The sequence below is a fragment of the Roseburia sp. OM04-10BH genome (assembly GCF_003462605.1).
Classification (GTDB): Bacteria; Bacillota; Clostridia; order Lachnospirales; family Lachnospiraceae; genus Roseburia_C; species Roseburia_C amylophila.
Map to the genome: position 1 here is coordinate 43,764 of NZ_QTZI01000009.1, position 12,835 is coordinate 56,598.

Annotated in this window: 16 protein-coding genes; all 16 read left to right on the forward strand. The window is 41.2% G+C overall.

What is annotated here, in order from left to right; all coding sequences use genetic code 11:
- The first annotated feature begins 41 nt into the window (after positions 1 to 41).
- The 16 genes from srtB (at position 42) to DXB43_RS10180 (ending at position 12,821) form a co-directional block, all read left to right on the forward strand.
- Positions 42 to 881, forward strand: coding sequence for a class B sortase (gene srtB, locus DXB43_RS10105; RefSeq protein ID WP_117947474.1), 840 nt, complete (start codon positions 42 to 44; stop codon positions 879 to 881).
- Positions 882 to 920: 39 nt separating this feature from the next.
- Entirely contained in the window at positions 921 to 1,637 is a 717-nt protein-coding gene (locus tag DXB43_RS10110; RefSeq protein WP_117947475.1) for an NAD-dependent protein deacylase, read from the forward strand.
- A gap of 58 nt (positions 1,638 to 1,695) precedes the next feature.
- A complete protein-coding gene (locus tag DXB43_RS10115; protein WP_117947476.1) occupies positions 1,696 to 1,911 on the forward strand; it encodes a DUF951 domain-containing protein in 216 nt (71 codons plus the stop codon).
- 124 nt (positions 1,912 to 2,035) lie between these two features.
- Positions 2,036 to 2,326 carry a 30S ribosomal protein S6 gene (rpsF, locus tag DXB43_RS10120; protein WP_022244268.1) on the forward strand — a complete coding sequence of 97 codons (291 nt, stop codon included), beginning with the start codon at positions 2,036 to 2,038 and terminating at the stop codon, positions 2,324 to 2,326.
- 23 nt (positions 2,327 to 2,349) lie between these two features.
- Positions 2,350 to 2,790, forward strand: coding sequence for a single-stranded DNA-binding protein (locus DXB43_RS10125; protein ID WP_022244267.1), 441 nt, complete (start codon positions 2,350 to 2,352; stop codon positions 2,788 to 2,790).
- 20 nt (positions 2,791 to 2,810) lie between these two features.
- Positions 2,811 to 3,074, forward strand: a complete 264-nt coding sequence (rpsR, locus tag DXB43_RS10130; RefSeq protein ID WP_022244266.1) for a 30S ribosomal protein S18 — start codon at positions 2,811 to 2,813, stop codon at positions 3,072 to 3,074.
- A gap of 280 nt (positions 3,075 to 3,354) precedes the next feature.
- Positions 3,355 to 3,999, forward strand: coding sequence for a hypothetical protein (locus DXB43_RS10135; RefSeq protein WP_117947477.1), 645 nt, complete (start codon positions 3,355 to 3,357; stop codon positions 3,997 to 3,999).
- A gap of 327 nt (positions 4,000 to 4,326) precedes the next feature.
- Positions 4,327 to 4,575 (forward strand): hypothetical protein, encoded by a 249-nt coding sequence (locus tag DXB43_RS10140; RefSeq protein WP_147343689.1) that lies wholly within the window; start codon positions 4,327 to 4,329, stop codon positions 4,573 to 4,575.
- A 169-nt stretch (positions 4,576 to 4,744) separates the two neighbouring features.
- Positions 4,745 to 5,692, forward strand: coding sequence for a substrate-binding domain-containing protein (locus tag DXB43_RS10145; RefSeq protein ID WP_117947478.1), 948 nt, complete (start codon positions 4,745 to 4,747; stop codon positions 5,690 to 5,692).
- Positions 5,693 to 5,721: 29 nt separating this feature from the next.
- Entirely contained in the window at positions 5,722 to 6,576 is an 855-nt protein-coding gene (gene pstC / locus DXB43_RS10150; protein ID WP_117947479.1) for a phosphate ABC transporter permease subunit PstC, read from the forward strand.
- Entirely contained in the window at positions 6,576 to 7,442 is an 867-nt protein-coding gene (pstA, locus tag DXB43_RS10155; RefSeq protein WP_117947480.1) for a phosphate ABC transporter permease PstA, read from the forward strand. Before pstC ends, pstA begins: the two co-directional genes overlap by 1 nt.
- Positions 7,439 to 8,197 (forward strand): phosphate ABC transporter ATP-binding protein PstB, encoded by a 759-nt coding sequence (gene pstB, locus DXB43_RS10160; protein ID WP_117697924.1) that lies wholly within the window; start codon positions 7,439 to 7,441, stop codon positions 8,195 to 8,197. Before pstA ends, pstB begins: the two co-directional genes overlap by 4 nt.
- Positions 8,198 to 8,842 carry a phosphate signaling complex protein PhoU gene (phoU, locus tag DXB43_RS10165; RefSeq protein WP_117947481.1) on the forward strand — a complete coding sequence of 215 codons (645 nt, stop codon included), beginning with the start codon at positions 8,198 to 8,200 and terminating at the stop codon, positions 8,840 to 8,842.
- A 179-nt stretch (positions 8,843 to 9,021) separates the two neighbouring features.
- Entirely contained in the window at positions 9,022 to 10,794 is a 1,773-nt protein-coding gene (locus DXB43_RS10170) for a Na/Pi cotransporter family protein (RefSeq protein ID WP_022244253.1), read from the forward strand.
- Between the two features lie 21 nt (positions 10,795 to 10,815).
- Positions 10,816 to 11,490: a response regulator transcription factor gene (locus tag DXB43_RS10175; RefSeq protein WP_022244252.1), complete on the forward strand. Its 675-nt coding sequence runs from the start codon at positions 10,816 to 10,818 to the stop codon at positions 11,488 to 11,490.
- An 8-nt stretch (positions 11,491 to 11,498) separates the two neighbouring features.
- Entirely contained in the window at positions 11,499 to 12,821 is a 1,323-nt protein-coding gene (locus DXB43_RS10180) for a sensor histidine kinase (protein ID WP_117947482.1), read from the forward strand.
- The last annotated feature ends 14 nt before the right edge of the window (positions 12,822 to 12,835 follow it).

Genomic DNA, 12,835 nt, shown 5'->3' on the forward strand with positions numbered 1-12,835 from the left:
AGGTCTATTGCAGCAAATAGAGAAAAATAAGGGGTGTGACAATGACAGGAAAGATTAAAAATGAGCGAAAGAAGAAAAAGCAGCAGAATATCCTGTTTCGGATTTTATTTCTGCTGGCACTGGCAGTATTTTTGTATGCGGCAGTAAGATTGATTCTGTATGGAATTACTTACTGGAAAGGAAGCCATGAATATAAGGGACTGCAGAAATATGTCAGGGAGCAGCCAAAGGATGAAAGCAGTACGGAAGAAAACGGAGAATTTACCGTAGATTTTTCAGGATTAAAGGAGTTGAACCCGGACTGCATCGGCTGGATCCGGTTTGAAAATATTGATATCAGCTATCCGATTATGCAGGGAGAGGATAATGAATATTATCTGAAGCATACCTTTGAGGGACAGGCTGTAACAGCGGCAAGTATTTTCATGGATGCCAACAATCATGCTGATTTTTCTGACCAGAATACCTTCATCTATGGTCATAATATGAAGGACAAGACCATGTTTGGTAAATTAAATAACTATAAGGATGAGGAATTTTATAAAGAAAATCCGTATTTTTATATTTATACACCGGATTATACCTACCGTTATGATATTTTTTCCTGTTATCTGGCAAGAGTGGATAATGAAGTGGATTTCTATACCCAGTTTGCATCCGATGAGCAGTTTCAGGAATTCTTAGATGGTGTAAAGGCGCAGTCAGCGTATGATACCGGCGTAGAGGTAACACCAGAGGATAAAGTAATTACATTGATGACCTGCAACAAAGCAGGCTATGATTACCGTTTCTTGGTACATGCGGTACAGACAGAGGCAGTTCCAAACGGTGACGTGGCACCGGCAGAGGAGAATGCAGGCACAGAAAGCGAAGCGGAATAAAAGAGAAAGACTACTTTTAATGGAACAGGAGGCAGCAGAATGGATGGTATCGAGACATTAAAGCAATGGGTCATGGACTCAGATAATATTGTATTCTTTGGAGGTGCAGGTGTATCTACGGAGAGCGGCATTCCGGATTTCAGGAGTGTGGACGGACTTTATAACCAGAAATACGATTATCCGCCGGAAACCATCTTAAGCCACAGCTTTTATATGCGTAAAAAAGAAGAATTTTACCGATTCTACCGGGATAAAATGCTGTGCCTGGATGCAAAGCCTAATGCAGCGCATAAGAAATTGGCAGAGCTTGAGGCAGCCGGTAAGTTAAAGGCGGTTGTGACGCAGAATATTGATGGACTGCACCAGGCGGCCGGCAGCAAAAAGGTATTAGAGCTTCATGGCAGTGTCCACCGGAACTACTGCCAGAGCTGCGGAAAGCTATTTGATGCCGAATATATTTTAAAGAGTAGTGGAATTCCAGCCTGTGATGAATGCGGCGGCAGCATCAAGCCGGATGTGGTTTTATATGAGGAAGGCTTAGACCAGCAGACCTTAGAGGATGCGGTGTATTATATCAGCCATGCAGATATGCTCATTATCGGCGGTACTTCACTGGCAGTATATCCCGCAGCAGGACTTATCGATTATTACCGGGGCAATAAGCTGGTGCTGATTAATAAGTCAACCACGCCATTGGACAACCGGGCAGACTTACTGATACAGGGCAGCATCGGAGCCGTATTGTCAGAGGTCTGAAAGAGGCAGAAGAAATTACCTAATAATATAGAAGATAATCATAGAAGAAAGGGACGACATGAATAATTATCAATACGAAGTAGGCGATATTGTAAAATTAAAAAAACAGCATCCCTGTGGAAGCCAGGAGTGGGAAATTCTTCGGGTAGGAGCGGATTTCCGGTTGAAATGCATGGGTTGTGACCATCAGATTATGATTGCCAGAAAACTGGTGGAGAAGAATACCAAAGGGCTTCGAAAAAAAAATGAGCAAAAAAATGAAACAGAATCGTAAGAATAATAAGAAAAACACTTGCGAAACGGGTCGGATTATGCTATCATATAGGCTCGTGATATGTAAAAATTCCTTGCTTCCCGCATAGACAGGAGGCCAGAGACCAAAAGGAGGTAAATCTAGCATGAACAAATATGAATTAGCACTTGTTGTGAATGCCAAGATCGAAGACGATGTCAGAACTGCTACAGTTGAGAGAGCAAAAGAGTATATCACTCGTGCAGGTGGAACTGTAACAGAAGTAGAAGAGTGGGGTAAGAAGAAATTAGCTTACGACATTCAGAAAATGAGCGACGGCTTCTACTATTTCATCCAGTTCGAGGCAGAATCATCTGTTCCGGCAGAAGTAGAGCAGAATGTTCGTATTATGGACAACGTACTTCGTTTCTTATGCGTTAGAAAAGACGAGGCATAAATAGAAGAGAAGGAGAAAGTGGTATGAATAAAGTTATACTTATGGGACGTTTAACAAGAGACCCGGAGGTTCGTTACTCCAGCGGAGATAACCAGATGGCAATCGCAAGATATTCACTGGCTGTAGACCGCAGAGGCAGACGTGAAGGGAATGATGGGCAGACCGCTGATTTTATCAACTGCGTGGCATTTGGAAGAGCAGGAGAGTTTGCTGAGAAATATTTCCATAAAGGAATTAAGGTACTTGTAACAGGTCGTATCCAGACCGGAAGTTACACCAACAAAGACGGTCAGAAAGTATATACCACTGATGTCATAATAGAAGAGCAGGAATTTGCTGAGAGTAAATCAGCATCCGACAATGCAGGCGGTTTTGCACCGGCTGACAGACCTTCACCAAGCAGTGCAGGCGATGGATTTATGAATATCCCTGACGGAATTGATGAGGAATTACCATTTAACTAAATCAATAGGAGGTAATAGCCATGGCTTTCAATAAGACAGACAGAGATGGTGCGCCAATGAGAAGAAGAGGCGGAATGCACAGAAGAAAGAAAGTTTGTGTTTTCTGTGGAAAAGACAACACCATCGATTATAAAGATGTAAATAAGTTAAAAAGATATATCTCTGAGAGAGGAAAAATTCTTCCAAGAAGAATCACAGGAAACTGTGCAAAACATCAGAGAGCTTTGACAGTTGCTATCAAGAGAGCACGTCATATCGCAATTATGCCTTACGTTCAGGATTAATTCTGAAACCGGCAGGTACACAACGTATACAAAAGGACGATTCGAAAGAATCGTCTTTTTTTGCTTTACAGGAAATTGTTTTCCTGTAAAGTAAAAAACGCTCCGCGAGGATGTACCTTGGCACATTCTTTGTTCCATGTAGCGAGAAAATCGCATGCTTGCATACAGATTTAAAACCAGAGAAGTAAAATCGGTTGCGAAATAGAATAAGGTATGGTATAGTATTCCATGTAACTGCGTTAATGCGCTAAAGAACAATGAATGTAAGGGAGAAATTATCATGAAAACAATGAAGAAAGCATTAGTAACTGGTTTAGTTGCCGTAATGATGGTAGTAAACCTGGCTGGCTGTGGAAAATTTGATGCAGCAGCTTATGTAGAGTCATGCCTTGATCTTTTAACAAAAGGAGAGACAGAGCAGTACATGAAAATGACCGGCCGAAGCAAAGAGCAGGCAGAATCTGATTACGAATCTAACATCGATGCTATGATGACAGAGATGGATCAGTTCAACTTATCCGATGAGTTAAGCAACAGCTATCGTCAGCTTTTTAAAGATGTATATGCAAAAGCAAAATACACCGTAAAAGATGCTGAGAAGATGGACGACAAAGACGGATATTATGTAACTGTTGAAATTGAGCAGATGACAGGTCTTTTCAACGGAATCCAGGAAGAACTTATGACAGAGTTCACAGAGTGGGCAAATTCCTTTGATGCAGATGCTTATCCAACAGAGGATGAAATGTATGAACAGATGTATCAGATGATGTATGATCTTATGAGTGCAAGAGTAGACAGCATCACATATAATGATCCACAGGAAGTTGTTGTAGAAGTGATTGGAGAAGACAACGTATACAGCATTTCTGATGGAAGCATGACAGAACTTGATGAAGCATTGTTAGATGTAGCAACAGAGTAATTAAAATCAGAAATCATTATTAATAAGAAGAAGGCAGGTAATTGCAAAAGCAGTTGCCTGCCTTCTTCTTATTAATAATTTTATAAATGTTTTACTTGTTTTCTTTAAGGGCATTTGTTACAATCAACACAAAGCATATATTCTAATTTTCGAATGGCAAAAGCCAATCTAAATTTCTGGTATCAATTCAATGAATTCTATGCTTTTAAATTCTAATTACAATTAATGAACGCATAGTGCATTGGATAGGCGGAATTTCAGAATCGAAAATGAGATATGCAGTCCTGCTTTTCCTTGCATTATGGGAAAAGGAGGAAACATGAAAACTTGAAAAAGTTACATCGGATGGTAACGGCAGTTAAGCGGGATGGAGAGGTAGGTCTTGCATATATGAAGAGTTTTGAGAGAGAAGAGCGGATTCGGAAACAGGGCGAAGCAGAAGGAAAAGCAGAGGAAATCATACGTCTTGGTCGCCGATTTGAAAAATCCAAAGATGAGATAGTGGAATTATTAAAGGAAGAATTAGGCGTAAAAGAAGAAAATGCACTGGAAATTTTAGAAATGTATGATAAATAAAGAAGAACTACATTAAAATATTGAAAGCAGGCATATCATAGTTTTGATATACCTGCTTTTTTACATACAATTTACAAAACCATAGCTTTGTATTTTACGTTCCCCCGTTATGATAACAATTGTCACGAAGACGAGAAAAAAAAGAACAAATCATTTTGGAGGAAAGAAAATGAAGAAGAAATTATTATCCGTAATGCTTGTAGGAGCATTAGCAATCAGCGCATTAACAGGATGTGGAAGCAAAGAAACCGCATCAGATGACAGCCAGAAGACAGGCACAACAACAGAGGCAGACAGCAGCAGTGATGCAGCAGATACATCAGATTTTGATACCAGTGAAATGATCAATGTACAGTCCAGAGAAGATGGTTCCGGTACAAGAGGAGCATTCATCGAGCTGTTTGGTATCGAAGAGAAAGATGCAGATGGAAATAAAATTGACAACACAACAGAGGAAGCAAACATCACAAACAGTACAGAAGTAATGCTTACATCTGTAGCAGGTGATGAATATGCAATCGGTTATGTATCACTTGGTTCTTTAAATGATACCGTAAAGGCATTAAAGATTGACGGAGCAGAAGCAACAGCAGAAAATATCAAAGCCGGTACATACAAAATCGCAAGACCATTTAATATCGCAACGAAAGGTGATGCAACAGGACTTGCAGCAGATTTCATCAACTACATCATGAGTGATGAAGGACAGAAAGTAATCGAAGACAATGGTTATATTTCACAGGGAAGCAACGGAGCATTTACATCGGATGGTTCTACCGGAAAAATCGTAGTAGCTGGTTCTTCTTCTGTAACACCTGTAATGGAGAAATTAATTGAAGCATACAAAGCAATCAACAAAGATGCAGAAATCGAACTTCAGGAATCTGATTCTACAACAGGTATGACAGCAGCAATGGAAGGAACCTGTGATATCGGAATGGCTTCCAGAGAATTAAAAGAAAGCGAAACAGAAGGTGGACTTACCGCACAGGTAATCGCAATGGATGGTATCGCAGTAGTAGTAAACAACAGCAACCCAATGGATGAGATGAGTTCAGATAATGTAAAGGATATCTTCACAGGTGCAGTAACAACCTGGGATGAAGTTGCAAAATAAATCTGCAAGTAGGATAAGGTAAGAACAGTATGAATAATTTCAAAGAAAAAGCAATGAAAATAGTATTCTTACTTACAGCCAGTTTCTCCATACTGGCTGTTGCCTTAATCTGTGTTTTCCTTTTTGCAAATGGAATACCGGCAATCAAAGAAATTGGATTGCCGGATTTTCTGCTAGGTACAAAATGGAAACCGGGAAATAACCTCTACGGGATCTTCCCGATGATTTTAGGCAGTATCTATGTAACCGCCGGAGCAATTGTGGTGGGAGTACCAATTGGAATCTTAATGGCAATCTTTATGGCGAGATTTTGCCCGAAGAAGCTTCACAGCTTCTTAAAGCCGATGATAGATCTGTTAGCAGGAATCCCGTCCATCGTATATGGATTCTTTGGCCTGGTAGTCATAGTACCATTTGTAAGAGAACATTTTAAAGGAAACGGAAACAGTATATTTACCGCATCGATTCTTCTTGGAATCATGATACTTCCAACGATTATCAGTGTATCGGAAGCTGCAATCCGTGCAGTGCCGGAGCATTATTATGAAGGTGCACTGGCACTTGGCGCAACCCATGAGCGGAGTGTTTTTAAAACCGTGGTTCCGGCAGCCAAATCAGGAATTATGGCAGCAGTCATCTTGGGAATCGGCCGTGCCATTGGTGAGACCATGGCGGTTATGATGGTAGTAGGTAACCAGGCGCGTATTCCGAACAGTATATTTAAGGGTGTACGTACCCTGACAACAAATATCGTAATTGAAATGGGTTATGCTACAGACTTACACCGTGAGGCATTGATTGCAACCGGCGTTGTACTGTTTGTATTTATCCTTATTATCAATCTGGTATTTTCAATTGTAAAAGGAAAGGCGGATAAAGAATAATGACAAAATTCAAAGATAAAATGAATTCTTATAAAAAGCATCCGGGTTCTTTTCTTTTATTACTGCTGGTAGTAGCAGCGGCAATTATAACAGTAGCAGTATTACTTTATCTGGTGGCGTACATATTGATTCACGGTGTGCCATATTTAAAACCAGGTCTTTTCGCACTGGAATATAATTCGGATAACGTATCTATGCTTCCGGCAATGATAAATACACTGGAAATGACGCTGTTTTCCCTGCTTTTTGCAGTACCACTTGGAATCGGGGCCGCAGTTTATCTGGTGGAATATGCACCGAAGGGAAGTAAACTGGTTAAAGTAGTCAGAATTACGGCAGAGACTTTAACCGGCATCCCCTCTATTATATATGGTCTGTTTGGTATGTTATTTTTCGTAACATACCTGCACTGGGGTTATTCCATGTTAGCCGGTGCGGCAACCCTTGCCATTATGGTATTGCCGGTTATCATGCGAACCACAGAAGAAGCATTACTCTGTGTACCGGATACCTACCGGGAAGGAAGCTTTGGATTGGGAGCCGGAAGACTTCGTACCGTATTCCGTATCGTACTCCCATCTGCGATGCCTGGAATCTTGTCCGGAATCATTCTGGCAGTAGGACGAATTGTAGGAGAGACCGCAGCACTGATTTATACTGCAGGAACGGTCGCAGACCTTGCACCAAACCTGATGGCATCCGGACGAACCTTGGCCGTTCATATGTATTCCCTTTCCAGAGAGGGCTTACATACCAATGAAGCTTATGCAACCGGCGTAGTCCTTCTGGTCATTGTATTACTGATAAATGGTGTATCAACGTTGATAGCCGGGAAATTCACGAAAGGAGATGGAGAAGTAAAATGAGTGAGCAGGCAAAATTTTCTGTCAAAGGACTTGACTTATATTACGGAGACTTCCACGCATTAAAAGATGTGAATCTTGATATCAATGCAAAAGAGATAACTGCATTTATCGGACCATCCGGTTGTGGAAAGTCAACATTTTTAAAAACATTAAACAGAATGAATGATTTGGTAGAGGGCTGTAAGATTACCGGAGACGTAAGATTAGACGGTGAAAATATATACAGCGGCATGGATGTCAGCCAGCTTAGAAAACGTGTGGGAATGGTATTCCAGAAGCCAAATCCATTTCCGATGAGTATCTATGACAACATTGCATACGGTCCGAGAACCCACGGTATCCACAACAAAGCCAAATTAAATGAAATCGTGGAGACATCCCTGCGTCAGGCAGCTATCTGGGATGAAGTAAAGGATCGTCTGAATAAGAGTGCATTGGGAATGTCCGGTGGACAGCAGCAGAGACTTTGTATTGCAAGAGCACTGGCAGTACAGCCGGAAGTAATCCTGATGGATGAGCCGACTTCTGCACTGGATCCGATTTCCACTTCCAAAATTGAGGATCTGGTAATCGAATTAAAAAAAGATTATACCATTATTATGGTAACCCACAATATGCAGCAGGCAACCCGAGTATCGGATAAAACAGTATTTTTCTTATTGGGAGAGATTATTGAGAGTGGAGATACCGAAAAATTATTCTCCGTTCCAACAGACAAACGGACAGAAGATTATATTACAGGGAGGTTCGGTTAAATGCGTAATCGTTTTGACAGACAGCTAGAACAGTTAAACAATGAATTAATCCAGATGGGAAGCATGATAGAGCATGCCATTGAAATGGCAGTTTCTGCCCTGGTAAACCAGGATACGGAAAAAGCCAAGGAAGCAATGGCATATGATGTGGAAATCGACCATCAGGAGCGTGATATTGAATCCTTATGCATGAAGCTTTTATTGCAGCAACAGCCGGTGGCAAGAGATTTGCGCCTGATTTCTGCAGCATTAAAAATGATTACCGATATGGAGCGAATCGGTGACCATGCCGGTGATATTTCCGAGATGACACTGCTGATGTCTGATGAACCGTATATCATCAGCCCGGAAGAGATTCAGGGTATGGCAAAGGAAACCACAGACATGGTTATCAAGAGCATTGATGCCTTTGTAAAACGCGATATGGAGCTGGCAAAGAAAGTAATCGCACAGGATGATGTTGTGGATGACCTTTTTATGAAAGTAAAACAGGATTTAATCCAGATGATTAATAAGAGTGCAAAAAATGGCGAGCAGGCAGCAGATATCCTTATGGTAGCCAAATATTTTGAACGTATCGGCGACCATGCTACCAATATTGCGGAGTGGGTCATCTATTCTATTACGGGAAGCCATATTGACTAAAAATTCTTAGACAAAAGAGAAAAAATAAGTACATTTTTTACACTGCTTATACATAATTCTTACAAACTGATAAAATATCCTTGCAAAAAGTCTCTAAAGTGTATATGGTGTATATGTAAGACGAAAAATATGTAAAAAATTGAAAAGTCTATGCATATACGATGCATAAGGAGGACAAAATGGACATTTTTGGAATACTGACACTGATTGGAGGATTGGCTCTGTTCCTGTATGGAATGGATGTTATGGGAGCTGGGCTGGAGAAAGTATCAGGAGGCAAGTTAGAGCGGATACTGGAGAAATTAACTTCCAATCCGCTCAAAGGAGTGCTGTTAGGAGCCGGAGTAACTGCTGTTATTCAGTCATCTTCAGCAACTACCGTAATGGTAGTTGGTTTTGTAAACTCCGGAATTATGAAACTTTCCCAGGCAATTGGTATTATCATGGGTGCCAATATCGGTACAACGGTAACATCCTGGCTCTTAAGTCTGACCGGAATAGATAGTGGAAATGTATGGATTAATCTCTTAAAACCATCTTCTTTTACACCGGTTCTTGCGATGATAGGTATTGTTTTAATGATGACCGGAAAGAAAAGCAAGAAAGCTGATGTAGGGGAGATTTTATTAGGCTTTGCAGTATTGATGACCGGAATGGAAAGTATGAGCGGAGCAGTAAAACCGTTGGCTGATGTTCCTGAATTTACCAATATACTGACTATGTTCCATAATCCAATTTTAGGAATTCTGGTAGGAGCACTTCTGACAGCGGTGATTCAGAGCTCGTCCGCATCTGTAGGTATACTGCAGGCACTGTCTGTAACAGGAGCATTTACTTATGGTTCAGTTATTCCGATTATTTTAGGACAGAATATCGGAACCTGTGTTACAGCTATGATTTCTTCTGTTGGAGCAAACCGGAATGCAAAGCGTACTGCTTTTGTGCATCTGTATTTTAATATTATTGGTACCGTATTGTTCCTGACATTATATAGTATTTTGAATGCAGTTATTCATTTCCCGTTTGCAAATGATACAGTTGGTGTAGCAGGAATTGCACTGATTCACAGTATCTTTAATATATTTGCAACTGTAGTTTTATTCCCGTTTACAAAGGGACTGGAGAAGTTGGCATATCTGACACTTCCGATTACCGAAGAGGAAAAGAGCAAGAAAGAGGTACAGGAGTTCCCGTTATTAGACGACCGTTTCCTTGCAACACCATCTTTTGCCATTGAGCAGTGCCACAGCATGTCCATTGAGATGGCAAACCTTTCCAAGGATTCCTTCTTAGAAGCAATCGGACTTTTGGAGAATTATACACAGGAAGTAGCGGACGACATTATTGCAAAGGAAAATCTTGTAGATAAATACGAGGACAAGCTGAGGGCTTATCTGACGAAATTAAGCAGTCAGAATCTGACTTATGCAGACAGCCAGAATGTATCTACGCTGTTACATTGTATTACAGATTTTGAGCGTATTTCGGACCATGCAGCGAATATCGTAGATTCCATTATTGAGATGACAAAGAAGGAGCTGGTTTTCTCTAAGAAAGCAGAGGAAGAAATGCATGTATTTGGAAAAGCAGTAGAAGACATTCTCTGCCGTACCATGACTGCATACACTGCCGATGATGAAGAACTGGCTAAGACCGTAGAACCGTTAGAGCAGGTTATTGATGAATTAAATAAAGCAATTAAGAAACGACATATCAAACGTCTCCGGAAAGGAAAATGTTCTATCGAGTTAGGACTGGTGCTGGCAGATATCGTTACCAACTATGAGCGTGTATCCGACCATTGTTCCAATATTGCAGTCTGCCTGATCCAGGAACAGGATAAAGAGGTAGAAGAGCATGACCTGACGGCACATATGGATGAAGAAGACAACAGAAAATTTGCAGAGCAGATAAAAGAATATACAGAAAAATACGCTTTGCCGGAAAAATAAAAAAGCCGGGAGGAAAATGCAATGGCACTTATTTATATCGTAGAAGATGATATAAACATACGGGAAATCGAACGTTATGCACTAAAAAACAGTGGTTTTGAAGTAGAGGAATTTGATAACGGAAAAGATTTCTTCCAGAGAGTGTCAGAGCAGGCACCATCCCTGATGCTGTTAGATATTATGCTGCCGGGAGAGGATGGACTGGAAATTTTAGGCCGTGTCCGGAAAAATCCGGCAACAGAAAAGACTCCTGTGATTATGGTAACGGCAAAGACCACAGAGATTGATAAAGTCCGTGGACTGGATATGGGTGCAGATGATTATATCAGTAAGCCTTTTGGCGTTATGGAGCTGATTTCCAGAGTGAAAGCATTACTCCGCCGCACCGAAAAGGAAGATGATGGTGATACATTAGCCTGTGGAAGCATAGAGATTGATAATAAGCGTCACAGCGTAACCGTTCAGGGAGAAACCTGTGAGCTTACTTTTAAAGAATTTGAACTATTAAAATACCTTATGATAAACCAGGGCATTGTATTATCCCGTGACAAGCTGATGAATCAGGTCTGGGGATTTGAATACGAAGGAGAAAGCCGTACTGTAGATATGCACATAAAGACGCTCCGGCATAAGCTTGGCGATGGCGGGCAACAGATTAAAACCGTCCGTAATGTGGGCTATGTGATGGAGCCGTAGGAGCATTCATGAAGAAAAAAATAAATATACGATTTATTATGATAGCAGCGCTTGCCATTGTGGTCACAGCGCTGTCTGCTATGTTGGTGTATTATAATATTTTAAAAGAGCAGGTATTTGGAGATTTGAAAGCCTACGCCCATGTGATAGAGCTTTTGAATATAGATGACCTTGCAGCAGGAATAGAAAAAGACCCGTATAATCCCATCGATGATGACCTTCGAATCACATTGATTGGAGCAGATGGGGAAGTATTATATGAAAGTCTGTTAAATAAGGATGAGATGGACAATCATAATGAACGCCCGGAAATTATTGAAGCAAGGGAAAAAGGCGAAGGCGAAGCCATCCGTTACTCGGCCACTTCCGGAACCCATACCTTTTACTATGCGGAGCGTTTACAGAATGGAAATGTGCTTCGAATCGGAAGGGATTCCGTCAGTGTAAACCGTATTATGGTAAATACTTTAGTGATTGTACTGGTAATTGCACTTTGTATCCTCTTTGTCTGTATGGGAATTTCCCATTATCTGACGAAGAAGCTGGTAGAGCCTATCGAGAAGCTGGCAACGAATATTATGCTGGTGGATGAAAATAATGTATATGAAGAAATCCGGCCTTTTGTGAATACCATTAAGGAGCAGCACGTCAATATTATCAATAATGCGCAGCTTCGCCAGGAATTTACCGCGAACGTATCCCATGAATTAAAGACACCACTGACGGCAATTTCCGGTTATGCGGAGTTAATCGGAAACGGAATGACCGGTAAAGAGGATACCATCCGTTTCTCTAATGAGATACATTCCAATGCCAACCGGCTGTTAAGCCTGATTAATGATATTATAAAGCTTTCAGAACTGGATGAAGCAGACCACCAGATGGAAATGGAAAGAATCGACCTTTATAAACTGGCAGAGAACTGTGTGCAGATGATGCAGGTGACAGCAGAGAAGCAGGGAATCAGGCTGACGTTGCAGGGAGAAAGCACCATGGCCATGGCAAACAAGGGACTGATGGGTGAAGTCTTTTATAATCTTTGCAGCAATGCCATCCGCTATAATAAGCCAGGCGGAAGTGTCACAGTAACGGTAGGAACAAAGGATGAGCGTCCGTTCTTAAGTGTAGCGGATACCGGAATCGGAATTCCAAAGGAATGCCAGGAACGTGTATTTGAGCGGTTTTACCGGGTAGATAAGAGCCGTTCGAAATCCACCGGCGGAACAGGACTTGGACTTGCCATTGTAAAGCATATTGTGGCACAGCATAATGCTGCCCTTCACTTGGACAGTGAGCTGGATGAGGGAACCACCATAGAAATTGTATTTTAGGAAGAACAAGAATG

Coding starts and splice junctions, on each gene's coding strand:
- srtB (WP_117947474.1), top strand. CDS start 42: ATGACAGGAAAGATTAAAAATGAGCGAAAGAAGAAAAAGCAGCAGAAT.
- DXB43_RS10110 (WP_117947475.1), top strand. CDS start 921: ATGGATGGTATCGAGACATTAAAGCAATGGGTCATGGACTCAGATAAT.
- DXB43_RS10115 (WP_117947476.1), top strand. CDS start 1,696: ATGAATAATTATCAATACGAAGTAGGCGATATTGTAAAATTAAAAAAA.
- rpsF (WP_022244268.1), top strand. CDS start 2,036: ATGAACAAATATGAATTAGCACTTGTTGTGAATGCCAAGATCGAAGAC.
- DXB43_RS10125 (WP_022244267.1), top strand. CDS start 2,350: ATGAATAAAGTTATACTTATGGGACGTTTAACAAGAGACCCGGAGGTT.
- rpsR (WP_022244266.1), top strand. CDS start 2,811: ATGGCTTTCAATAAGACAGACAGAGATGGTGCGCCAATGAGAAGAAGA.
- DXB43_RS10135 (WP_117947477.1), top strand. CDS start 3,355: ATGAAAACAATGAAGAAAGCATTAGTAACTGGTTTAGTTGCCGTAATG.
- DXB43_RS10145 (WP_117947478.1), top strand. CDS start 4,745: ATGAAGAAGAAATTATTATCCGTAATGCTTGTAGGAGCATTAGCAATC.
- pstC (WP_117947479.1), top strand. CDS start 5,722: ATGAATAATTTCAAAGAAAAAGCAATGAAAATAGTATTCTTACTTACA.
- pstA (WP_117947480.1), top strand. CDS start 6,576: ATGACAAAATTCAAAGATAAAATGAATTCTTATAAAAAGCATCCGGGT.
- pstB (WP_117697924.1), top strand. CDS start 7,439: ATGAGTGAGCAGGCAAAATTTTCTGTCAAAGGACTTGACTTATATTAC.
- phoU (WP_117947481.1), top strand. CDS start 8,198: ATGCGTAATCGTTTTGACAGACAGCTAGAACAGTTAAACAATGAATTA.
- DXB43_RS10170 (WP_022244253.1), top strand. CDS start 9,022: ATGGACATTTTTGGAATACTGACACTGATTGGAGGATTGGCTCTGTTC.
- DXB43_RS10175 (WP_022244252.1), top strand. CDS start 10,816: ATGGCACTTATTTATATCGTAGAAGATGATATAAACATACGGGAAATC.
- DXB43_RS10180 (WP_117947482.1), top strand. CDS start 11,499: ATGAAGAAAAAAATAAATATACGATTTATTATGATAGCAGCGCTTGCC.